At 73.8% G+C, this 22,137-nt stretch carries 20 protein-coding genes and 1 tRNA gene; 11 read left to right on the top strand and 10 right to left on the bottom strand.

Annotation, left to right across the window (positions count from 1 at the left end; all coding sequences use genetic code 11):
• Nucleotides 1-27 precede the first annotated feature (27 nt).
• The 4 genes from AC0QU1_RS10095 (at nucleotide 28) to AC0QU1_RS10080 (ending at nucleotide 2,225) form a co-directional block, all read left to right on the top strand.
• A complete protein-coding gene (locus tag AC0QU1_RS10095) occupies nucleotides 28-618 on the top strand; it encodes a dihydrofolate reductase family protein (RefSeq protein WP_483576256.1) in 591 nt (196 codons plus the stop codon).
• Between the two features lie 13 nt (nucleotides 619-631).
• Nucleotides 632-1,480, top strand: a complete 849-nt coding sequence (locus AC0QU1_RS10090) for an aminotransferase class IV (RefSeq protein ID WP_483576255.1) — start codon at nucleotides 632-634, stop codon at nucleotides 1,478-1,480.
• 107 nt (nucleotides 1,481-1,587) lie between these two features.
• A tRNA-Val gene (locus AC0QU1_RS10085) sits at nucleotides 1,588-1,659 on the top strand.
• Nucleotides 1,660-1,775: 116 nt separating this feature from the next.
• Complete coding sequence (locus AC0QU1_RS10080) at nucleotides 1,776-2,225, top strand: SRPBCC family protein (protein ID WP_483576254.1); 450 nt, start codon at nucleotides 1,776-1,778, stop codon at nucleotides 2,223-2,225.
• Between the two features lie 9 nt (nucleotides 2,226-2,234).
• Here the strand turns inward: AC0QU1_RS10080 and AC0QU1_RS10075 are convergent, their stop codons facing one another.
• The 6 genes from AC0QU1_RS10075 to AC0QU1_RS10050 all read right to left on the bottom strand — a co-directional run bounded on the left by AC0QU1_RS10075 (nucleotide 2,235) and on the right by AC0QU1_RS10050 (nucleotide 11,455).
• Nucleotides 2,235-3,452 carry an MFS transporter gene (locus tag AC0QU1_RS10075; RefSeq protein ID WP_483576253.1) on the bottom strand — a complete coding sequence of 406 codons (1,218 nt, stop codon included), beginning with the start codon at nucleotides 3,450-3,452 and terminating at the stop codon, nucleotides 2,235-2,237.
• A gap of 1 nt (nucleotide 3,453) precedes the next feature.
• Nucleotides 3,454-4,218, bottom strand: a complete 765-nt coding sequence (gene narI, locus AC0QU1_RS10070) for a respiratory nitrate reductase subunit gamma (protein ID WP_483576252.1) — start codon at nucleotides 4,216-4,218, stop codon at nucleotides 3,454-3,456.
• Nucleotides 4,209-4,946 (bottom strand): nitrate reductase molybdenum cofactor assembly chaperone, encoded by a 738-nt coding sequence (gene narJ, locus AC0QU1_RS10065; protein ID WP_483576251.1) that lies wholly within the window; start codon nucleotides 4,944-4,946, stop codon nucleotides 4,209-4,211. The genes narI and narJ overlap by 10 nt, the downstream gene beginning before the upstream one ends.
• Nucleotides 4,943-6,628, bottom strand: coding sequence for a nitrate reductase subunit beta (narH, locus tag AC0QU1_RS10060; protein WP_483576250.1), 1,686 nt, complete (start codon nucleotides 6,626-6,628; stop codon nucleotides 4,943-4,945). The genes narJ and narH overlap by 4 nt, the downstream gene beginning before the upstream one ends.
• Nucleotides 6,625-10,533 (bottom strand): nitrate reductase subunit alpha, encoded by a 3,909-nt coding sequence (locus AC0QU1_RS10055; protein WP_483576249.1) that lies wholly within the window; start codon nucleotides 10,531-10,533, stop codon nucleotides 6,625-6,627. Before AC0QU1_RS10055 ends, narH begins: the two co-directional genes overlap by 4 nt.
• Before the next feature lie 70 nt (nucleotides 10,534-10,603).
• Nucleotides 10,604-11,455, bottom strand: a complete 852-nt coding sequence (locus tag AC0QU1_RS10050; protein WP_483576248.1) for a helix-turn-helix domain-containing protein — start codon at nucleotides 11,453-11,455, stop codon at nucleotides 10,604-10,606.
• A 101-nt stretch (nucleotides 11,456-11,556) separates the two neighbouring features.
• Between AC0QU1_RS10050 and AC0QU1_RS10045 the strand changes: the two genes are divergently transcribed.
• Nucleotides 11,557-12,240 carry an SDR family NAD(P)-dependent oxidoreductase gene (locus AC0QU1_RS10045; protein ID WP_483576247.1) on the top strand — a complete coding sequence of 228 codons (684 nt, stop codon included), beginning with the start codon at nucleotides 11,557-11,559 and terminating at the stop codon, nucleotides 12,238-12,240.
• Nucleotides 12,241-12,274: 34 nt separating this feature from the next.
• Here the strand turns inward: AC0QU1_RS10045 and AC0QU1_RS10040 are convergent, their stop codons facing one another.
• The 3 genes from AC0QU1_RS10040 to AC0QU1_RS10030 are packed head-to-tail and all read right to left on the bottom strand — an operon-like array spanning nucleotide 12,275 to nucleotide 14,528.
• Complete coding sequence (locus AC0QU1_RS10040) at nucleotides 12,275-12,799, bottom strand: flavin reductase family protein (protein WP_483576246.1); 525 nt, start codon at nucleotides 12,797-12,799, stop codon at nucleotides 12,275-12,277.
• Nucleotides 12,796-13,461: an NADPH-dependent FMN reductase gene (locus AC0QU1_RS10035; RefSeq protein WP_483576245.1), complete on the bottom strand. Its 666-nt coding sequence runs from the start codon at nucleotides 13,459-13,461 to the stop codon at nucleotides 12,796-12,798. Before AC0QU1_RS10035 ends, AC0QU1_RS10040 begins: the two co-directional genes overlap by 4 nt.
• Nucleotides 13,458-14,528, bottom strand: a complete 1,071-nt coding sequence (locus AC0QU1_RS10030; RefSeq protein ID WP_483576244.1) for an LLM class flavin-dependent oxidoreductase — start codon at nucleotides 14,526-14,528, stop codon at nucleotides 13,458-13,460. Before AC0QU1_RS10030 ends, AC0QU1_RS10035 begins: the two co-directional genes overlap by 4 nt.
• A 315-nt stretch (nucleotides 14,529-14,843) precedes the next feature.
• Here AC0QU1_RS10030 and AC0QU1_RS10025 point away from each other — a divergent pair, with 315 nt between their 5' ends.
• The 5 genes from AC0QU1_RS10025 (at nucleotide 14,844) to AC0QU1_RS10005 (ending at nucleotide 20,488) form a co-directional block, all read left to right on the top strand.
• Nucleotides 14,844-15,947, top strand: coding sequence for an ABC transporter substrate-binding protein (locus AC0QU1_RS10025; RefSeq protein ID WP_483576243.1), 1,104 nt, complete (start codon nucleotides 14,844-14,846; stop codon nucleotides 15,945-15,947).
• Nucleotides 15,944-16,798, top strand: coding sequence for an ABC transporter permease (locus AC0QU1_RS10020; RefSeq protein ID WP_483576242.1), 855 nt, complete (start codon nucleotides 15,944-15,946; stop codon nucleotides 16,796-16,798). Before AC0QU1_RS10025 ends, AC0QU1_RS10020 begins: the two co-directional genes overlap by 4 nt.
• Nucleotides 16,774-17,583, top strand: a complete 810-nt coding sequence (locus AC0QU1_RS10015) for an ABC transporter ATP-binding protein (RefSeq protein WP_483576241.1) — start codon at nucleotides 16,774-16,776, stop codon at nucleotides 17,581-17,583. Before AC0QU1_RS10020 ends, AC0QU1_RS10015 begins: the two co-directional genes overlap by 25 nt.
• Nucleotides 17,584-17,634: 51 nt before the next feature.
• Entirely contained in the window at nucleotides 17,635-18,708 is a 1,074-nt protein-coding gene (locus AC0QU1_RS10010) for an LLM class flavin-dependent oxidoreductase (protein WP_483576240.1), read from the top strand.
• Between the two features lie 133 nt (nucleotides 18,709-18,841).
• A complete protein-coding gene (locus tag AC0QU1_RS10005; RefSeq protein ID WP_483576239.1) occupies nucleotides 18,842-20,488 on the top strand; it encodes a beta-1,3-glucanase family protein in 1,647 nt (548 codons plus the stop codon).
• A gap of 117 nt (nucleotides 20,489-20,605) precedes the next feature.
• Here the strand turns inward: AC0QU1_RS10005 and AC0QU1_RS10000 are convergent, their stop codons facing one another.
• On the bottom strand, nucleotides 20,606-21,475 hold the full coding sequence (locus tag AC0QU1_RS10000; protein ID WP_483576238.1) for an SDR family NAD(P)-dependent oxidoreductase: 870 nt from the start codon (nucleotides 21,473-21,475) through the stop codon (nucleotides 20,606-20,608).
• Nucleotides 21,476-21,668: 193 nt separating this feature from the next.
• Here AC0QU1_RS10000 and AC0QU1_RS09995 point away from each other — a divergent pair, with 193 nt between their 5' ends.
• Nucleotides 21,669-22,106: a protein-tyrosine phosphatase family protein gene (locus AC0QU1_RS09995; RefSeq protein WP_483576237.1), complete on the top strand. Its 438-nt coding sequence runs from the start codon at nucleotides 21,669-21,671 to the stop codon at nucleotides 22,104-22,106.
• The last annotated feature ends 31 nt before the right edge of the window (nucleotides 22,107-22,137 follow it).

Genomic DNA, 22,137 nt, shown 5'->3' with positions numbered 1-22,137 from the left:
CCACCGCCTGCCGCCGTCCACCGAGGCATGGGAATCGTCAAAGCAGACATGGCAGTTTCGCTCGACGGCTACTCCGCCGGGCACGACCAGAGCCTCGAGTACCCGTTCGGGCCGCTCGCGGGCGAGCGCCTGCACACCTGGATGTTCGAGCACGGGGACGCGCACAAGGCCGAGGTGGACGCCATCGTGGGCGCCGGCGCGTACATCATGGGCCGCAACATGTTCACCGCCGGCCGCGGGCCGTTGGACCCGGACTGGAAGGGCTGGTGGGGCGACAACCCGCCGTACCACGGGCCCGTCTTCGTCCTCACGCACTACGCGCGCGAGCCCATCCCGATGGAGGGCGGCACCACGTTCCACTTCGTCACCGACGGCCTGGAGAGCGCGATGAAGCAGGCCAAGGCGGCCGCCGGCGACGGCGACATCTCCATCACCGGCGGGGCCACGACGCTCAACGAGTACCTCGCCGCCGGATACGTCGACGAGCTGCGCCTGCACGTCGTGCCCTTCACGCTCGGCTCGGGCACCCGCGTGTTCGACGGCGTCCCGCCCATCGAGTTCTCCTCCACCTCCGTACGGCACACACCGGAGGTCACCCACATCACCCTGCGCCGGTGACACACTGGGCGCCATGACGGTCATCTGGACAGAGGGGCGCATGGTCGCGCCCGGCGAGGCCGCGCTCAGCGCGGTCGACCACGGCATCACGGTAGGCGACGGCGTCTTCGAGACCTGCGCCGTCCTCGACGGGCAGGCGTTCGCCCTGACCCGGCACCTCGCGCGGCTCGGGCGCTCGGCGTCCGGCATGGGCATGGCGGCCCCCGACCTGCAGAAGGTGCGCGACGGCGTGGCCGCCGTCCTCGCCGCCGCCCCCGACGCCGGACGCCTGCGGATCACCGTGACCGACGGCGTCGGGCCGCTGGCGTCCGGGCGCTCGGACGGCCCCCAGACGGTGATCGTCGCGGCGTCCGAGGCCGCCATCGTGCCGACCGGGCGCGCCGCCCGCTCCCCCTGGACCCGCAACGAGAACAGCGCCGTGGCCGGGCTGAAGACGACGTCCTACGCGGAGAACGTCGTAGCCCTCGCGGACGCGATCAGGAAGGGCGCCGACGAGTCGGTGTTCGCGAACACACAGGGCGACCTGTGCGAGGGCACCGGCTCGAACGTGTTCATCGAGATCGGCGGGGAACTGGTCACTCCCCCGCTCAGCTCGGGCTGCCTCGCCGGGATCACGCGCGAGCTGCTGCTCGAGTGGGGCGCAGAGGAGGGGCTGCCGGTCCGCGAGGCGAAGGACGGCGAGCTGCCGTTCTCGGTGCTCGACCAGGTGTCCGCCGGTGAGGCCCGGATGCTGCTGACCGGGTCGGTGCGGAACGTGCAGCCGACGGTGTGGCTGGACGGCGTGGACCTGCCGGTCGGTGAGCTCTCCAGCGCGGCGCACGACGTGTTCGAGCGGTTCATGCGCGAGCGGGTCGATCCCTGACCTGACCCGTGTGACGTTCACCGCGCGTTTCGGTTTTCACAACCGGCCGAGTTCGTACTAGCATCGTCCACGCACACCGGACCGGTTCTGACCGGGACGGATGCCGCGGGCGATTGGCGCAGTGGTAGCGCGCTTCGTTCACACCGAAGAGGTCACTGGTTCGAACCCAGTATCGCCCACCCGCGAGACAAGGCCCCCTGATCGGCGAAAACACCGATCAGGGGGCTTTTGCATGCCCTGCCTATCCGCGGCCGGCGCGGTACGGTCGTGTGCGAGAGCACCACGGAGGGCAGCGATGAGCACCGACACCCCGCGCCATACCGCCACCGCGACCACGCACATCGCCGAGCCGCCCGAGCGGGTCTGGGCCGAGCTCATGCACCCGGGGGCGCGGTGGGTGCTGGGGGCCAACATCGAGACCGACTTCCAGCCGGGCAGCCCGATCACGTTCGAGGGCCACTTCTTCGGCCGCACGTTCGCCGACAAGGGCGTCGTCATCGCCGTCGAGCGGCCGCGGCTGCTGCACTTCACGCACTTCGCGCCGCTGAACGGCCAGCGGGACGTCCCCGAGAACTACCACGAGATCCGCATCATGCTGGAGCCCGACGACGGCGGCACGCGCGTCACCGTGGTCCAGGAGAACATCGACACCGACCAGCACGCCGCCGCTGCGGAAGGCCACTGGAAGGACGCGCTCGCCACCCTCGCGCACCGCGACGACGGGACCCGCACGTCACACCGCTGAGCGGACCCGCTACCCCCGCGCACTCCGCCGCACCGGCCCCAGCGTGAACAGCAGCGTCGCCAGCCCGGTCGCGGCGAGCAGCGCGAACCCGATGCCGTAGTCGCCGTTGAGCTGGTACACCGCGCCCATGATGAGCGGCGGCACGAACCCGCCGAGCCCACCGGCCGCGCCCACGACCCCGGTCACGGCACCGACCTTGTCGGCGGGCGCGACCTTGGCCACCAGCGCGAACGTGGCCCCCGACGACGCCCCGAGCGCGGCCGCGAGACCGAGGAACGCGATGGTGCCCACCGGCACGAGCCCCGGCTTGAACGCGACGACGGCGGCCAGCAGCGTCACGACGGCGAAGCACCAGAGGGACACGTTCACGGCCCCGAGCCGGTCGGACAGCGTGCCGCCCACCGGGCGCATCACCACGGCGAGCACCACGAACCCGGCGGTGCGGGCGGCGGCGTCGGTGGCGGTGAGGTCGTAGGCGTTGGCCAGGAACGTCGGCAGGTACACGCTGAAGGCCACGAACCCGCCGAACCCGACCGCGTACAGCCAGGAGAGCTGCAGGGTCGCGGGCAGCTTGAGGATGGACCAGGTGCGCGCCCACATCCCGCCGGCGGCGCCCGCCGTCCACCCGGGCGCGTCCCGCAGCAGGAACCACGAGACGACGGCGAAGACCGCGAGGACCGCCGCGACCAGCACGAACGGCGCCCAGCGTCCGACGGCGTCGGCGAGCGGGACCGTGGTGAACGACGAGACTGCCGTGCCGCCCATGCCGACCCCGAAGATGCCCAGCGCCGTGCCGCGCCGCTCGGGCGCGAACCAGGCGTTGACGAAGGGGACGCCCACCGCGAAGGCCGTACCGCCGAGCCCCAGCAGGAACCCGCCCACGATCAGCGCGGCGTACGAGTCGGCGACGAGCCCCACGAACAGCACCGGGATGATCGTCAGCGCGCTCACCAGCGGGAACATCACCCGCGCCCCGAGCCGGTCGGTGAGCGCGCCCACGGGGATGCGGCCGACGGACCCGACGATCACCGGCACCGCCACGAGCACCGACTGCTCGACCGCCGACAGGTCGTAGTCGATCCCGTAGGCCCCGCCCAGCGGGCTGATCAGCGCCCAGGCCCAGAAGTTCGCGGCGAAGCCCACGGTCGCCAGCGCAAGCTGCACGCCCGACGACGTCCCGCTCGCCGCGGCCCGCCGGGCTGCCCTGGTCGGTGGTGCCTGTGTCATGTCAGCCCCTCTCCCGGGGTCCCGTGGACGGCTCCCAGCCGGGCCGCGGGCGGTGCGCGCCCGACCCGCCGGGTGCGGCGCCCGACCGGGCCTCGTCCCGCGACCGGTAGACGATGTACGGCCGGAACAGGTAGCCCACCGGCGCGGAGAACGCGTGCACGAGCCGCGTGAACGGCCACAGCGCGAACAGCAGCATGGCCGCGACCACGTGCACCTGGAACGCGAGCGGCACGCCGGCCATCAGCTCGGGCTGCGGCTGCAGGTACCACAGCGACCGGAACCAGGGCGAGATGGTCTGCCGGTAGTCGTACCCGTCAGCGGTCACGAGCTGCGTGGCCGCGGTGGCCCACGCCCCGGACAGCACCGACACCGCGAGCATCGCGTACATGACCTTGTCCATCACGGTGGTCGCCAGGAACACGGCGCTCGTGACCCGGCGGCGGTAGATCAGGATGAGCAGCCCCAGCACCAGCACGGCCGACGCCGCCGCCCCGGCCAGGGCCGCGACCAGGTGGTACACCTCCTCGGGGATGCCGATGGCCGCGGTCCACGTCGCCGGGACCACGAGCCCCGCGACGTGCCCGAGGATCACCACGAGCAGCCCCAGGTGGAACAGCGGCGACCCGAGGCGCAGCAGCCGCTTCTCGTACAGCTGCGAGGACCGGGTGGTCCAGCCGAACCGGTCGTACCGGTACCGCCACACCGACCCCACCACCAGCACGGCGAAGGTCACGTACGGCAGCACCACCCAGAGCATCACGTCCATCGCGGGTCGCCCCCTCCGCCGTCGTCCCCGAAGCCCGGGAGACGAGGCAGGCCCGACAAGCCGACCAGTTCCGCGGGCGGCCCCTCCGCAACGAGCGCGGCCACGCGCCGGAGCGTCCGCGCGTCGATGCGCGGGAGCGTGAGGCAGACCGCCTCGACGGCCGCGAGCCACGGCGAGCCCTCCGCAGCCATGGCCGTGCGCAGCACCTCGATGCCGTCGCGGTGCGCGGCCAGGAGCGCGCCGGCGATGCGCGCGCCGTCGCCGTCGGCCCGCGCGGACAGCTCCAGCAGGCTCGCCAGGTGGTCGGGCAGCTCGCCGCCGGTGAGCTCCCAGCCGGCGGCGCGGTAGGCCTCGGCGAACCGCAGCAGGGCGGCGCCGCGACGGCGCGTGTCGCCGGCCGCGTAGTACGACAGGTAGAGCGTGCAGCGCCGCTTGAGGTCGAACGTGGCGACGTAGGCGGCCTGGAGACCGGGTAGGTCGCCGTCGGTCAGGGCGGTGGCGAGGCCGGTGAGCCGGCGCGCCACGGGCTCCGGCAGCCGTCCGACGGCGGAGCGCACCTCGCGCGCGGCCGTCACCGTCTCCGGGTCGGGGTAGGCGAGCAGGAGGGACGCGGCCATGTGGGCGAGCCGGCGGTCGCCGTCGGACAGGGAGACCGGGGCGAGGGGTGGGAGCGGTTCGGCGGACCGCCGGGCACGCAGCCCTGGCCAGGGCAGAAAGGAGAGGGTCACGGCACACCCCCGTCCGCCGCGTCCGGTCGTCCGGAGCCCCGGCCGCCCGACGGCGGGAACAGCCCCGCTGGCCGCCCGTTCCCGTCCCAGTTCAGGAGGTTCACCCGGCCGGGCGTCGAGGGCCCGTACGGCGAGTCGGCGGTCTGCCGCGACGCCAGCGCGTGGAAGTTCTCCACGGCCACCGGCACGGGCGGACCCGACGACTCCCCCAGCGGCCCCGCGCCGCCCATGCCCGGACCGCCCTCGTAGTCCAGGGAGCAGGCGAGCTCGTCCAGGTCGCGGGCCAGCTCGGCGTGCGCCGTCGGGATGACGTACCGGTCGTCGTACTTGGCGACGGCGAGCAGGCGGTACATCTCCTCGACCTGGGGCCCGGTCATGCCGACGGCGCTCGCCGTCTCCTCGTTCCGCTCGTTGCCGAGGTTGACGTCGCGCATGTAGGACCGCATCGCCGCGAGCCGGCGCAGCACGCGCTCGACGGGCCGGGTGTCGCCCGCGGTGAACAGTCCGGCGAGGTACTCCAGCGGGATGCGCAGCTTGGAGATGGCCGCGAACAGGGTGCGCGGGTCCTCGCCGTCGTTCCCGGAGCTCGCCACGACGTCGACAACGGGTGACAGCGGCGGGATGTACCAGACCATGGGCAGCGTGCGGTACTCGGGGTGCAGCGGGAGCGCCACCTCGTAGTCGCTGATCAGCCGCCAGATCGGGGAGGCCTGCGCGGCCTCGATCCAGTCCTCCGCGATGCCGTCGCGGCGGGCGGCGGCCACCACCTCGGGATCGTGCGGGTCGAGGAACACGGACCGCTGGGCGGCCAGCAGGTCGTGCTCGTCCTCGACGGCGGCGGCCTCGGTGACCCGGTCGGCGTCGTACAGCACGAGGCCGAGGTAGCGCAGGCGGCCCACGCAGGTCTCCGAGCAGACCGTGGGCAGGCCCACCTCGATGCGCGGGTAGCAGAGCGTGCACTTCTCCGCCTTGCCCGTCTTGTGGTTGAAGTAGACCTTCTTGTACGGGCAGCCGGTGACGCACATGCGCCAGCCGCGGCAGGCCTCCTGGTCCACGAGCACTATGCCGTCCTCGGCGCGCTTGTACATCGCGCCCGACGGGCAGGAGGCCACGCACGAGGGGTTGAGGCAGTGCTCGCAGATGCGCGGCAGGTAGAACATGAAGGTCTGTTCGAGCTCGGTCGCCACGTGCTCGCTCATGTGTTTGAGCACGGGGTCGTCCTGCATGGTGGCGGTGGACCCGGCGAGGGAGTCGTCCCAGTTGGCCGACCACTGGATGGCCATGTCCTTGCCGGTGAGCAGGGACTTCGGCCGGGCGACGGGGGTGTGCGCGCCCTGCGGGGACGAGAGCAGGAGGTCGTACTCGTAGGTCCACGGCTCGTAGTAGTCGTGGATGGAGGGCAGCTTGGGGTTGGCGAAGATGGTCGCGAGCTTCTTGAGCCGCCCCCCGGCGCGCAGCCGGAGCCGGCCGCGCCGGGTGCGGACCCAGCCGCCGTGCCACCAGTCCTGGTCCTGGTAGGTGCGTGGGTAGCCGAGGCCGGGCCGGGTCTCCACGTTGTTGAACCACACGTACTCGGTGCCGGACCGGTTGGTCCAGGCCTGCTTGCACGTCACGGAGCACGTGTGGCATCCGATGCACTTGTCGAGGTTCATCACCATCGACATCTGGGCCATGACCTTCATCGGTAGCGCACCTCCTGGGACCGACGGCGGACCACGGTCACCTCGTCGCGCTGGTTGCCCGTGGGGCCGAGGTAGTTGAAGGCGTAGGAGAACTGGCCGTAGCCGCCCGCCAGGTGCGACGGCTTGAGCAGGATCCTGGTCAGGGAGTTGTGGATGCCGCCGCGCAGCCCCGACGCCTCGGCGATCGGCACGTCCACGGTGCGGTCGGTGGCGTGGTGCACGTACACCGTGCCGCGCGGCATGCGGTGACTCACCACGGCCCGCGCCACGACCACGCCGTTGCGGTTCACGGCCTCGACCCACTCGTTGTCGGCCACCCCGATGCGCTCGGCGTCGTCAGGGGACATCCAGAGGTTCGGGCCGCCGCGCGAGAGCGACAGCATGAACAGGTTGTCCTGGTACTCGGAGTGGATGGACCACTTCGAGTGCGGCGTGAGGTAGCGGACCACGACCTCGGCCTCGGGCTCCGGCGGGCGCGCCGGGCGGGACCTGGACCGGGTCGCCGCCCCCGGCGGGCGCGGCCCGGACAGCGCCGGCGAGTCCGGGAACAGGCGGTGCAGGTCCAGCGGCGGCCGGTACACCGGGAGCTGCTCGCCCAGCTCCACGAGCCAGTCGTGGTCCAGGTAGAAGTGCTGCCGCCCGGTCAGGGTGTGCCACGGCTTGAGCCGCTCCACGTTGACGACGAACGCGCTGTACCGGCGTCCGCCGTGCTCGCTGCCGGACCACTCGGGCGACGTGATGACGGGCGTCGGCCGCGCCTGCACGTCGGCGAAGGTGACCCGCCGGCCCTCCTCCTCGCGCGCGAGGTCGGCCAGCGGCGTGCCCGTGCGGCGTTCCAGGCGCTCGAACCCCTGGACCGCCAGGCGGCCGTTGGTAGTGCCGCTCAGCGCGAGGATCGCCTCGCAGACGTGCGTGTCCTTGTCCAGCCGCGGACGCCCGGCCACCGGGCCGTCGGGCACGAGCCCGTTGAGCTCCCCGAGCCGGCGCACCTCGGCGTCGGGCGAGAACGCGACGCCCTTGGTGGCCATGCCCGCGCCGTCGGTCAGGGGGCCGAGCGCGGCCATCCGGGCCGCGAAGGCCGGGTAGTCACGCTCCACCTCGGTGAGCTTGGGCATCGTCCGGCCCGGCACCAGGTCGCGCTCGCGGAACGGAACGTCCGCGTCGGTCAGCGTGCCGTGCGGCACGGCCAGCTCGTCGGGCGTGTCGTGCGCCAGCGGCGCGGCGACGACGTCGTGCCGCACGCCCAGGTGGTCCACCGCGAGCGCCGAGATCTTGCGGGCGATGGCGTGGAACGCCGCGAAGTCGGTCTTGGTCTGCCAGGGCGGGTCGATGGCGGGGTTGAACGCGTGCACGAACGGGTGCATGTCCGTGGAGGACAGGTCGTACTTCTCGTACCAGGTGGCGGCCGGCAGCACGACGTCGGAGAACAGCGTGGTGCTGGTCATCCGGAAGTCCAGGGTGACCAGCAGGTCGAGCTTGCCGCGGGGGGCCTCGTCGTGCCAGGTCATGGTGCGTGGGCGCCGGTCCGGTGCGGACTCCTGCGCGAACACCGCCGCGTCCGTGCCCAGCAGGTGCCGCAGGAAGTACTCGTTGCCCTTGCCGCTCGACCCGAGGATGTTGGCCCGCCAGACGGTGAGCACGCGGGGGAAGTTGGCGGGGTCGTCCGGGTCCTCGGCGGCGAACCGCAGGCGCCCGGCCTTGAGCTCGTCCACCACGTGCTGGGCGGGCTCCTTGCCCGCGGCGCGCGCCTCGTCGGCGAGGTCGAGCGGGTTGCGGTCGAACGTGGGGTAGCTGGGCATCCAGCCGCGCTGTGCCGACTCGACCAGGGTGTCGGCGGTGGTGCGGCCCGCGAACGTGCCGGGGGCCAGCGGGGAGGCGAGGGTGTCGGCGGGCAGGCCGTCGTACCGCCACTGGTCGGTGGCCAGGTACCAGAAGGCCGTGCCGATCATCTGCCGCGGAGGGCGCAGCCAGTCCAGCCCGCCCGCGTACTGGGCCCACCCGGTCACGGGGCGGCACTTCTCCTGGCCCACGTAGTGCGCCCAGCCGCCGCCGTTCACGCCCTGGCAGCCGGTCATGGTGGTCAGCGCGAGGAACGCGCGGTAGATGGTGTCCGAGTGGAACCAGTGGTTGGTGCCCGCACCCATGACGATCATCGAGCGGCCGCCGGAGTCGACGGCGTTCTGCGCGAACTCCCGCCCGATCCTGGCGGCCGCCGCCGCGGGCACGCCCGTGATCTCCTCCTGCCAGGCCGGGGTGCCCGGCGCGGGGTCGTCGTAGCCCGTGGGCCAGGTGCCGGGCAGGCCGGGGCGGGACACGCCGTACTGGGCGAGCATCAGGTCGAACACCGTGGTTACCAGGTGCCCGCCGACACGGCGGACGGGCACGCCGCGGACGACGACGCCCTTGCCGCCGGTGTGCGGGTCGCCGGCCATGCCACTGTCGGCCACGCCGCCGTCCGGACCGCCCGGGCCTCCCCCGGTCGAGCCCGTCGAGGCCCCGGGCACGACGTCGAACCTCGGCAGGGCGACGGCGGCGGCCCCGTCGGGCCGGGCCGGGCCGCGGGCGTCCGGCGAGCCGGCCTGGCGGGCGGCCGCGGGGCCGCCCGGGGCCAGGTCGGCGATGCTCAGCGCCGGGTCCACGTCGCCCAGGTCGAGGTTCCAGCGCCCCTCGTCGGCCTCGCCGTACCGGTGGCCCAGGGTCCCGTTGGGCACCACCGGCCGCCCGTCCGCGTCCAGGAGCACGGGTTTGAAGTGCGGGTTCGCCTCGGCACTGGCCCCGGGCAGGACGTCGTCGGACAGGTCCGCCGCCGTGAGGAACTTGCCGGGGACGTACGTGCCGGGGGCGACCGGGGCGCCGTCGGGCGCGGGCTCGAGGCGCACCAGGAACGGGGAGTCGCTGTACTGCTTGAGGTACCGCGCGAAGCGTTCGGTGCGGCGGTCCACGAGGTACTCGCGCAGGATGACGTGGCCCATCGCCAGGGCGAGCGCACCATCCGTGCCGGGGTGAGGGGCGAGCCAGGCGTCGGCGAACTTCGTGTTGTCGGCGTAGTCCGGGGAGACCACCACCACCTTCTGGCCGCGGTAGCGGGCCTCGGCCATGAAGTGCGCGTCCGGCGTGCGCGTGACCGGGATGTTCGAGCCCCACATGATCAGGTAGGCGGCGTTCCACCAGTCGGCGGACTCCGGCACGTCGGTCTGGTCGCCGAACACCTGCGGGGAGGCCACGGGCAGGTCGGCGTACCAGTCGTAGAAGCTGAGCATCGTGCCGCCCAGCAGCTGCACGAACCGCGCGCCGACCCCGTGGGAGACCATCGACATCGCGGGGATGGGCGAGAACCCGGCGATCCGGTCGGGGCCGTACCGCGCGATCGTGTGCACGTGGGCGGCGGCGACGATCTCCGCGGCCTCCTCCCAGGTGGCGCGGACCAGGCCGCCCTTGCCCCTGGCCTGCTTGTACGCGGCGGCGGTACGGGGGTCGGCGGTGAGCTCGGCCCAGGCCGCCACGGGGTCGCTCCCCCGGCGCCGCGCCGCGCGGTAGGCCTCCAGCAGCACGCCGCGCACGTACGGGTAGCGCACCCGCGTGGGCGAGTAGGTGTACCAGCTGAACGCGGCGCCCCGCGGGCAGCCGCGCGGCTCGTACTCGGGTGAGTCGGGGCCCACCGACGGGTAGTCGGTCTGCTGGGTCTCCCACGTGATGATGCCGTCCTTGACGTACACCTTCCACGAGCACGAGCCCGTGCAGTTCACACCGTGAGTCGACCGCACCACCTTGTCGTGCGACCACCGGTCCCGGTAGAACGAGTCCCCGGCCCGTCCGCCCTCCAGGTAGAGCCGGCGCAGATCCTCGGACACCTCCCCGCGGCGGAGGTGTCGGCCCAGCCTGACGAGCACGTCCTCGGTGGCCACATTTTTCAGTTTCGCCCGCGGTCCGGGAATGCGCGACAGCAGGGGCACCGCCCCGGCCCGCCGACGGCGGTCAGGCCCGGTCGACGAGCGTCTGCGTGCCGAGGACCGTCGCGAGCGCGAGCCGCTCGGCGTCCTCGGTGCCGGGCTCGGCGGTGTAGACCATGACGCGCAGGTCGTCCGCCGCGACGACGAGCACGTCGCAGTCGAGGGTGATCCGGCCGACCTCCGGGTGCTCGACGGTCTTGTGCCGGGACGTGTCGCGGGGCAGGTCGGCGGCCTCGGCCGCCCAGAGCTCGACGAACCGCGGGCTCTGCGCGCCCAGCTCGCGCACGAGCCGGTCGACCGCCGGGTCGCCCGGGTACCGGGCCGCGGTCAGGCGCAGGTCGGCGACCAGCCGCGTCACGAGCTCGTCCTCCTCCCGGGGCGTGTGGACCACCCGGCTGCCCGGGCCGACCAGGTGCCGCCAGAGGGCGGTGCGCTCGATGCCGCGCCAGCCGGACGTGGCGCCCATCAGGGCGTCGTACGGCGCGTTGGCCACGATGAGCGTCTGGGTCGCGTCGTAGACCGCGACGGGTGTCCCCGCGAGCCGGTCGAGCAGCCGCTGCACGCTCGGCGGGATGTGCCTCGGGACGACGTCGAGCCCCGGGGCGGCGTGGCCGGCCAGCCGGAACAGGAGGTCGCGGTCGCCGTAGGGCAGCCGCAGCGCGCGGGCGAGCGCCTCCACCACCTGCGCCGACGGCGAGGTGGCGCGGCCCTGCTCCAGCCGGGTCAGGTAGTCGGCCGAGATGCCGGCGAGCCCGGCGAGCTCCTCGCGGCGCAGCCCGACGGCCCGGCGGCGCGGTCCCCTGGGCACGCCGACCGCCTCTGGCGCGACGGCGTCGCGCCTGCGCCGCACCATCCGGCCGAACTCCCACGTGTCCACGCTCCCAGTCTGGCCGGGGGCGCGGCGGTTGTCGTGGCCCTGCCGGTCCTACGACAACCGGACGACTGCCTGACCGGCCGCCGGCGTCCGAAGGTCGAGGCATGACAACAACCCTCATCACCGGGGCCACCAGAGGCCTCGGCAAGGAAGCAGCCCGCCAGCTCGTCGCCGCCGGGCACACGCTCTACGTCGGCGCCCGCGACGAGACGAGCGGCCGCGCCGTCGCCGCGGAGCTCGGCGCCCGCTTCGTGCAGCTCGACGTCACCGACGACGCCTCGGTCGCCACGGCGTTCGCCCGGCTCGAGGCCGACGGCGGGCTCGACGTGCTCGTCAACAACGCCGGCATCGCCATGCTCGCGCTCAACGGCCCCGACGCCCTGGCGGTGTTCGACACCAACGCGGTGGGCGTCGTCCGGGTCACCGAGGCCGCGCTCCCGCTGCTGCGGCGGTCGGCGAACCCCGTGGTCGTGAACGTCTCCAGCGCGCTCGGCTCGTTCTGGGCCAACCACGAGCCCAGCCGCCCGGCGTCCCAGGTCTCCGCGATCGTCTACGGGGCGAGCAAGGCGGCCGTGTCGATGCTCACCGTGCAGTACGCGCGCGCCGTCCCCGAGGTGAAGTTCAACGCGGTGGAGCCCGGCTACACCGCGACCAGGCTCGGCGGGCAGGACAACCCGCACGGCCGCCCGGTCGAGGTCAGCGCCCGGAACATCGTCCGGCTGGCCGACCTCGGCCCCGACGGGCCCACGGGCACCTTCCAGGAGGACGACGGCGAGCTCGGCTGGTAGGCCGACGCAGGCGCGGCCGGTGGGCCGGCCGCGCTCACGCGCCGAGGCCGAGCCGGCGGTAGCGCCGGTCGTGGTAGACGAGCGGCCGCGCGTCGTCCCGGACGGCGGAGGCGCGCACCCGGACGATCACGAGGCGGCTCTCCCCGACCGCCACCCGCTGCGTGACGGGTCCCTGCACCCAGGCCGTCGCGCCGTCGATCACCGGCTCACCGGTGGGCAGCACCGACCAGCCGCCGTCGGCGAACCGGTCGATGCCGCTCGTCGCGAAGCGGGCGGACACATGGGCCTGGTCGTCGGCGAGAAAGCTGATCGCCACGGTGTCCGCGCGCGACAGCGCGGCCCACGAGGAGGACGACGTCGGCAGCGAGAAGGCCAGCGTCGGGGGCGCGGCCGCGACGGAGATCACCGAGGTGGCCGTGAACCCGACCGGGCGGCCGCCGTCGAGCAGCGCGACGACGGTGACGGCGGCGGGGTGGTTGCGGAAGATCCCGCGGAACTCGTCGGACGTGAGCTCGGCTCGCGCGCCGGCGAGGCCGGGGCCGGCCAGCTCCGCCGTCACCGTGCGGCCTCCCCCACCGGCTGGCGGTGGTCGGTCGCGTCCGTCGCCCGGGTGGCGGACGGGCCGTCCGCCGCTCGGGTGGCGGCGACCGCCCGGGTCGCCGGCAGGCCACCCACCGCCCGGGGCCGGACCACGGCGGCCGCGAGCGCCGGCCCCCACCGGTCGAACCAGGCGTCCAGCACCCGGTCGAGGTGCGGCAGCTCCGCCTCGGTGACGACGACGGCCGGGGCGGGGACGACCGCGCCCAGCTCGGCGAGCACCGGCCGCAGGTGCACCTCGCCGGCCAGCGCGTGCGCGGCCGAGCCCGTGACGACGAGCGGGAGCACGACGACCCCGGCGAGCGCGTCGGGGCCGTACCCGTCCAGGAACGCCTTGAGCAGGCCGGTGTAGGACGCCTTGTAGACGGGGGTGGCCACGACGGCGGCCCGCGCGGTGGCGAGGACGTCGCGTGCGGCGCCGACCTCCCGGTCGCCGTGCTCCAGGACCCGTGGCCCGTAGGCCGCGAGGTCGATGACGGCCGGCACCCCGGTCCGGTCGGTACCCGCGAGCGCCGCCAGCCTGCGCCCCGCGTCCTGTGCCGCGGCGAGGGTGCGGGACCCGGGCCGCGGGTTGCCGCTGACGACGGCCGTGTGTTCGGGTGCGGTCTGTTCCGGTGCGGTCATGGTCGTGCCTCCTCCAGCTGGGGCTCCTGCAACGGGGGCCGGGTGACGGAGCCCTCGGCGCGGCGCGCCCTGGCACGGGACGGAGGCCTGGCCGACGGCGTGGGGTCGTGGCGCGACAGGCCGAGCGTGTCGCGCAGGGTGGTGCCGGGGTAGGCGGTGCGGAAGAGGCCGGCTCGGCGCAGCATCGGCACCACCTGGCGCACGAGCACCGTGAGGTCGGTGTCCGGGACCACCGGCAGCACGTGGAAGCCGTCGACCAGCCCGTCGAGGGCGGCCTCGGCGGCGAGCGCGGCCAGGCCGTGGGCCGTGCCCACGTGGGTGAGCGCGCCGGGTGCAACGCCCGCCAGGTCCGCGCGCATGCGGGCGGTGGCCTCGTTGGCGCCGAGCACCACCCGGACCTCGGCCAGCACGCGGATCCGGCCGGGGTCGCGGCCCGCCTCCGCGGCGAGCACGCCGACCAGGCGCCGCATCGCGGCGGCCTCCTGGAGGTCGGCGGCGCGCACGCGGACGACGTCCGCCCGCCGGGCCGCGACGGCGAGGTGGGCGGGCGCGGTGGCCCGCACGACGACGGGCGGCGCCTGCTGTGCGGGCAGCGCGTCGAGCACGGCGCCGACCGCGTCGGGGACGGAGGCGGTGCCCGGCGTCCGTTCCGGCGCGACGGCGCCCGGGGGCTCGACCTGCCAGCCGATCCGGCTCTCGCTGGTCCGCGCGAGGCGGGACAGCGCGGTCACCACGTGGTCGTGGGGCACGCGCAGCGGGTCGAGGGACGCGACGACGCCCAGCCGCGAGGTGGTCCGCGCAAGCCGGGAGGCGATCACCGCGGAGTCCAGGTGGCCGCGCAGCTCGCGCCCGGTCGGCCGCACGGCGAACGCGTCGTCGAGGGTCACGAGGTCGAGGAGCCCGCGTTCGGCGGCCGCGACCAGGTCGGCGGTGCGCGCCGCGTCGAACGCGCGGGCGGCCCGCCGGTGGGGGCCGCCCACGATCGCGGGCGCGGCCCCGGTGCCGGTCAGGTCGACGCCGAGGTGGAGCGGGCGGAAGGTCGGCGGGTGGGAGAGGAAAGCTGGCACTGTGCTGCCCTTCGGCTCGACAGATCGAAATTCCCGACCAGTTTGATCGGATTTCCCGATGAGTGGACCGTACGTAGCCGTCTCCGACGTGTCAACGGTCCGGTGAAACGTCTCGCATCCCGGACCAGCGAGGCCATTGCTGGGGTCCCGAGCACCACCCGTCTCAGATCGTGAGAAGTTCGGGGAAACTCTCGCCAGGCCTCAAGGCGGCACCTACATTCCCCGGCACGGCTCCCCCTCACAGGCAGCCCTGACCGTCGGACCGACCGGGCAGGGCTGACTCGCCGTACCCGGATCCCGACGATCGGACGACCCATGCCCCGCAGAACACCCACCGGCGCGGCCCGCGCCATCACCCACCACCACACAACCAGGGCCCTGGCGGCCGCTGCCGCCGTCGCGCTGCTCGCCTCCGGCTGCGCCGCCGGCGCCCGGGCCGACGACGACGGCGGCCTCGCCCTCGACGCCGCCCTGCCCACCGAGGTCCCGGCCGGCACGACCCTGGTGGTCGGCGACCCGACCACGCAGAAGGCCTTCGAGCTGGCCGGCGACGAGATCGACACGGACTTCGACTTCGAGATCGAGTGGGCCAACGTCTCCGGCGGCCCGCAGACCATCGAGGCCTTCAACGCCGGAGTGCTGGACCTCGGCGCCGTGGCCGAGATACCGCCCATCCACGCCTCCTGGACCGGCCTCGACGTGCAGATCTACGCCTCCCAGTACCGGCAGGACTGGCAGGAGCACCCGGTCTACGAGCTCGCGGGCGCCCCCGGCGCCGAGCTGGACGACCTGACCGACCTGCGCGGCAAGAAGATCGCGTTCAGCCCCGGCCAGGCCCAGGGCGCGCTCGTCCTGAAGTCCCTGCGCGCAGCCGGGCTCACCCAGGACGACGTCGAGCTGGTCGAGCTGCCCTCCACCGGCGACGTGTACCCGACGGCGCTCGCCGCCGGCGAGGTCGACGTCGCCCCCGTGGGCGGCACCACGCTGCTGCGCTACCTCGACAAGTACGCGGCCGACGGCGCGACGTCCATTCGGCACGGCCTGCGGGACGACCCCAGCCACCTCTACGGCCCGACCGACGTGGTGCGCGACCCCGCCAAGGCGGCAGCGCTGCGCCAGTACGTCGCCGCGTGGGCCCAGGCCCGGGTGTGGATCTACGAGCACCCCGAGCTCTGGAAGGAGAAGTACTACATCGAGGACCAGGGGCTGACCGAGCAGGACGCGCAGTACCTCATCGACACGGCCGCCCGGCCGGAGGTCCCCGCGGACCTGACCGACGGGATCGAGCGCACCCAGGAGACCATCGACCTGCTCGCCGCCGAGCTCGACCGGCCGGCGCTGCGGGCCGCCGACCTCTTCGACGAGCGGTTCGGCCCGGTCGCCGGCGAGGCGGCCGAGCGGGCCTGGAGCGCCTCGTGACCGCGATCGCCCAGGCCGTGGGCATCACCGTCCGTCCGGAGCGGGCCGCGGACACCCCGGACGTACGCCCGACGGTCCGCCGCCTCGGCCTGCGCAGGCCGCTACCCCTGGCCGCCGGCCTCGGCATCGGCCTGCTCGTGGCGGTCTGGGCCGCCGGGTCGGCCACCGGGCTGATCGACCCGCGCGTCCTGACCGCACCGTGGACCGTGCTGACCACCGGCGTCGAGCTCGCGGTGGACGGCAAGCTCGTGGACCACCTCAGGGTCTCGCTGACCCGCGCGGCCCTCGGGCTCGCCTTCGGCGTCGCGGCGGGGCTGGCCCTCGCGCTGGCCTCCGGCCTGAGCCGGCTCGGCGACGCGCTGCTGGACGGGCCGATCCAGGTCAAGCGCGCCATCCCCAACCTGGCGCTCCTGCCGCTGCTCATCCTGTGGTTCGGCATCGGCGAGGAGATGAAGGTCATCACCATCGCGCTGGGCGTCTTCATCCCGATCTACATCCACACGCACAACGGGCTGCGCTCCATCGACAAGCGGTACGTCGAGCTCGCCGAGACCCTGCGCCTGAGCCGCCGCCAGTTCGTCACCCGCGTGGTGCTGCCGGGCGCCCTGCCCGGGTTCCTGCTCGGCCTGCGCTTCGCGGTGACCGGCTCGCTGCTCGCGCTCGTCGTCGTCGAGCAGGTCAACGGCACCGCGGGGATCGGCTACATGATGGAGCTCGCGCGCACCTACGGGCAGACCGAGGTCATCCTCGTGGGCCTCGTCGTCTACGGCGTCCTCGGCTTCACCGCCGACTGGTCCGTCCGCCTGCTGCAGAGGAAGGCACTGGCATGGCGCCGCACGCTGGAGGACTGACCGAGACCGCCGCCCGGCGGCGGGACCACGGCGGGCCGCGGGACGACGGCGCAGGCGCGCGCCCGGCCGTCGTCGTCCGGGACCTCGTGCGGACCTACGGGACGCCGGCCGGGGTGCTCGACGGCCTCGACCTGGAGATCGCCGACGGCGAGTTCGTCGCCATCCTCGGGCGGTCCGGGTCCGGCAAGAGCACGCTGCTGCGGGCGCTCGCCGGCCTGGACCACGACGTGACGGGGTCAGGACGGGTCCAGGTGCCGCGCAACGTGTCCGTGGTCTTCCAGGACTCGCGGCTGCTGCCGTGGGCGCGCGTGCTGGACAACGTCGTGCTGGGCCACGAGGCGTCCCCGGCCGAGGCCCGCGCGGCCGGGCGCGCGGCGCTGGCCGAGGTCGGGCTCGCCGGGCGCGAGCGCGCGTGGCCGAACGAGCTCTCGGGCGGCGAGCAGCAGCGCGTGTCGCTGGCCCGCTCGCTCGCCCGCAGCCCCGAGCTGCTGCTGGCCGACGAGCCGTTCGGCGCGCTCGACGCCCTGACCCGGCTGCGTATGCACGAGCTGCTGCGCGACCTGCTGCGGCGGCACCACCCGACCGTCCTCATGGTGACCCACGACGTGGACGAGGCGATAGTGCTCGCCGACCGCGTCGTCGTCCTGGACGCCGGGCACATCGTGCTCGAGCGCCGCACCCCGGACGGCGCGGCGCAGGACGCCGTCGGACGGGACCCGCACCGCACGCTGCGTGCCGAGCTGCTGAACGCGCTCGGCCTGGACCGGAAGGACACCACCCCATGACCCACCGCCCCGGACAGCTCCGGTACACCATGACCCCGAAGGGAGCCTGACATGGCCGACGACCTCCTCTGGTACATCCCCAACCAGACCCACCCCGGCCACCGCGGCGACGACGCCGTCGCGGGGCACAACAGCCTCGGCACCCTGACCGAGCACGCCACCCGGCTCGAACGGCACGGCTGGGACGGCGCCCTGCTCGGCACGAGCTGGGGCCGGCCGGACACGTTCACCGTCGCCACGGCGCTGGCCGCGCGCACCACGACGTTCGAGCCGCTCATCGCGGTCCGGCCGGGGTACTGGCGGCCCGCGCACCTGGCGTCGGCCGCCGCCACGCTCGACCACCTGTCGGGCGGGCGCGTGCGGATCAACATCGTCTCGGGGCAGGACGACCTGGCCGCGTACGGGGACGCCGAGGGCGACCAGGCGCACCGGTACGCCCGCACCAAGGAGTTCCTCCAGATCGTGCGCCGGCTGTGGACCCAGGAGTCGGTCACCTACACCGGCGAGCACTTTCAGGTCACCGACTCGACGCTCGACCTGCGGCCGGCCGCCCGGCCGGGCCGGCCCCACCCCCGGCTCTACTTCGGCGGCGCGTCGGCGGCCGCCGAGCGCGTCGCCGCCACGGAGGCGGACGTCCAGCTCTTCTGGGGCGAGCCGCTGGACGGCATCGCCGAGCGGATCGACCGCCTGCGCACCCTGGAGGCCGAGCTCGGGCGCGAGCATCCGCCCCTGGAGTTCGGCCTGCGCATCACGACGTTGGTGCGGGACACGACCGAGCAGGCCTGGGCCGACGCCGAGGCGAAGGTCGAGCAGCTCGCCGCACGGGCCGACCACGAGCAGCCGGGCGGCCGGCGCTGGGGCAGGCGCTCCGCCGTCGGGCAGCGGCGGCTGCTCGACCTGGCGGAGCGGGGCGACGTGCTGGACGACATCCTGTACACCGCGCCCGGGCGCGCCGGAGGCGGCGGCGCCGCGACGACGTGGCTGGTCGGGACGGCGCAGGAGGTCGCGGCGGCGCTGCGGAAGTACGAGGGGCTCGGCGTGACCCACTTCGTGCTCTCGGACACGCCATACCTCCCCGAGATCGAGCGCCAGGGACGTGAGCTGGTCCCCCTGCTCCGCGGCTGATCCCGGCGGTGGCGCCACAAAGCGCCACCGCCCGACTCGTGACATTGGCAGGATTCCTCACTAATATCCGTCTCGCTGACTGACAGTCCAGTAAGCACAACGGCGTGCTCGACGGAAAAGAGGAGTTCTCCCCATGTCACGAACTCGAAGGTCCAGGTTCCGCACCCTGCTGAACGCCGTCGCCGCGTTCGGCGTACTCGCCCTCACCGCGACGGCGCTCGTCGTCGCGCAGCCGTCGGCCGCCAGGGCGGTCCCGGCGACGATCCCCCTGACCATCACCAACGACTCCGGACGCGGCGACCAGGTGTTCGTCTACGTGCTCGGCGACCCGGGCACGGGCCGGCTGGGCTGGGCGGACGCGTCCGGCACCTTCCACCCCTGGCCCACCGTGGGCGGCACGCCCGTCGATGCGCCCGACGCCTCGATCGCCGGCCCGGCCGACGGGCAGTCGCGGACCATCCAGCTCCCCAAGATGTCCGGCCGCGTGTACTTCTCGTACGGCAGCAAGCTGGCGTTCAAGGTGGTCAACGACGGCCGCCTGGTCCAGCCGGCCGTGCAGAACCCGAGCGACCCGAACCGCAACAAGCTGTTCGCCTGGACCGAGTTCACGCTCAACGACGCGGGCCTGTGGATCAACAGCACCCAGGTCGACTTCCTCTCGGCCCCCTACCAGACCGGGCTGCGCAAGGGCGACGGCACGGTGATCAGCACCGGCATGCTCAAGCCGAACGGCTACCAGAACGTGGTCAACGCCCTCGAGGCCACGCCCGGGTGGAACAACCTCGAGCAGCGCGCCCCGGATGGGTCGCTGCTCCGCGTCCTGGCGCCGAGCCACGCCATCGGCACCGGACAGCTCGACCCGAACATCCTGTCGTCCTACGTGGACCAGGTGTGGGCCAAGTACACGAACGAGACCCTGACCGTCGCGCCCTACTCCTACGACCCCGCCGCGGTGTTCCACGGCCGAGTGCAGAACGGCGTCATGCGGTTCACCAACGCCTCTGGCGCGTACGTGACCGAGTTCCGCAAGCCGTCGAGCGACTCGATCTTCGGCTGCTACAACGACCTCGCCGCGCCCAACAACGACATCGGCGCCATCGCCCGCACCCTGTGCGCGGGCTTCCACCGCTCGACGCTGCTAACCCGCACCACCCAGCCGGGTACCAGCACGTCCGGGTTCTACGAGGCGTCGGTGACCGACTACTACTCCAAGTACATCCACCAGCAGATGGCGAACGGCAAGGCCTACGGCTTCGCGTTCGACGACGTGCTGGCGCAGGAGTCGCTGGTGCACGACGGCAACCCGAGCGCTGCCTACATCCAGCTCGACCCGTTCTCCGGCACCGCGACGCCCATCGCCGGGTCCGACGGCGGTGGCGGCACGGGCCCACTCCCGTCGGGCACGGGCGCCGTGCACGCGGCCAACGGCATGTGCGTGGACGTCCCGTGGGCCGACTCGTACGACGGCAACCCGCTCCAGATCGTGAACTGCAGCGGCAACACTGCCCAGACCTGGACGCGGTCCGGGTCCACGCTCAGCGCGCTGGGCCGGTGCATGGACGTGTCGGGCGGCAGCACCGCCGACGGCGCCGTCGTACAGCTCTGGACCTGCAACGGGACCGGTGCGCAGAACTGGACCTACCAGTCCGGCAACCAGGCCCTGGTCAACCCGCAGTCGGGCAAGTGCCTGACCGCGGTCGGGGGCCTGCCCCTGCACGACGGCCAGCGACTCGAGATCCGCACCTGCTCGGGCGCGGCGGAGCAGCGCTGGACCTTCTGAGCGCACGTCGTAGAGCGGACGGCTCTCGGTCGGCGGAGATGCCGGCCGAGGGCTGTTCGTCGTTCGGGAGTCGTTCGTCGTCCGGGGTCGTCCGGTTCGGGGTCTCCGATACTCGCGTCAGCCCCGCACGGGCCGGGCCGGACGGCGGTCCAGCCCCACCAGGTCCGCGCTGAGGTCCCAGAGCCGGTCGCAGCGGGCGACGTCGGTGGTATGCGGGGCGGTCGCCACCGCGCGGCGCCGCACGTAGTACCGGCCGGTCACGCCCGCGACGTCCGGGGCGGTGGCCAGCCAGGCGGGGTTGTCCGCGCCGTCGTCCGGGCGGCCGGAGACCGGGCGGAACGCCCTGCCCAGCAGGCGGACCGCCCAGCCGGCCTCCAGGCCGAGGTGGGTCTCCTTGATGATCCCGGGGTGCGCGCCGTTGACGGTGATGCCGGTGCCGGCCAGGCGCCGCGCCAGGGCGTACCCGAACATCGCGTTCATGTTCTTGGTGCGGGCATAGGTGGCGAAGTCGCGCAGCGGGCCGCCGCGGCTGTCGGTGAGGTCGTCCAGGTTGACCGGCACGCGCGCCAGCCCGCCCGGGTCCGCGCCGACGATGACGTACCGGGCCGGGCTCGGGTTCGGCACCTCGGCCAGCGAACGCAGGAGCAGGTAGGGCGCCAGGTGGTTGGTCGCCAGCGTGAGCTGCAGCCCCTCCGGAGTGCGGTCACCGACCGGCGCGATCACCGCGGCGTTGCTCACCACGACGTCGGGCGCAGGCTGCGCGATCAGCCGCGCGGCGAGGTCGCGCACCTCGGCGAGCAGCGACAGGTCGGCCCGCTCCGCGAGCAGGTCCGCGCCCGGGACCGCCGCCTCGATCCGGCCGCGCGCCCCGTCGAGACGGCCCGCGTCCCGCCCGACCAGGACCACGGTCAGCCCCTCGGCGGCCAGACGGCGGGCGATGGCCTCTCCGATCCCCGACGTCGCGCCCGTCACGATTGCTCTCGGCATGGTGATCCCCTCCGACTAGGTTGACATCGTCAACCCTAGGCATGGGCGGTAGACGGTGTCAACCAGTCGCGCCCGAGCTCGATCACCCGGTCCGGGACCCACACCTGTCCGTCGGGGGCGTGTCCGTTGGGGGCGTGTCCGTCGGCGGCGAACGCGGCGCTCAGCGGCCCGCCCGGCTCACTAGGCTGGGCGGATGGGCCGATGGGACATGACCGACGGCGTCGTCGAGCTCCCCGACGGGCGACGCGTCCGCGGCACCGGGCTGCGCCGTCCGCGCCGGGACGTCCCTGTACCGGACTTCGCGGTCTACCTGCTCGGCCGGGACCCGCGGATACCCGACCGGGAGTACCGGTGGGTCCGCTGGCGCGACTTCCGCCTGCCCGACTCGACCGACGCGGCAGTGGCCGCGCTACGGGAGGCCCACGCACGCGCGGAGACGGAGCGGGTCGAGATCGCCTGCGGAGGCGGGGTCGGCCGGACGGGCACGGCGCTGGCCGTCCTCGTGGTCATGAGCGGCGTGGCGCCCGACGACGCCGTGGCCTGGGTGCGCGCGCACTACCACCCGCGGGCGGTGGAGACCCGGGGCCAGCGCCGATGGGTCGAGAGCGTGGCCGCCGCCCTCACGTCCTGAGGGTCTCGGGAACGACTTCCTCGCGGGGCCC

Source organism: Promicromonospora noduliphila (genome assembly GCF_056951025.1).
This window is presented reverse-complemented; position numbering and strand designations above follow the sequence as displayed.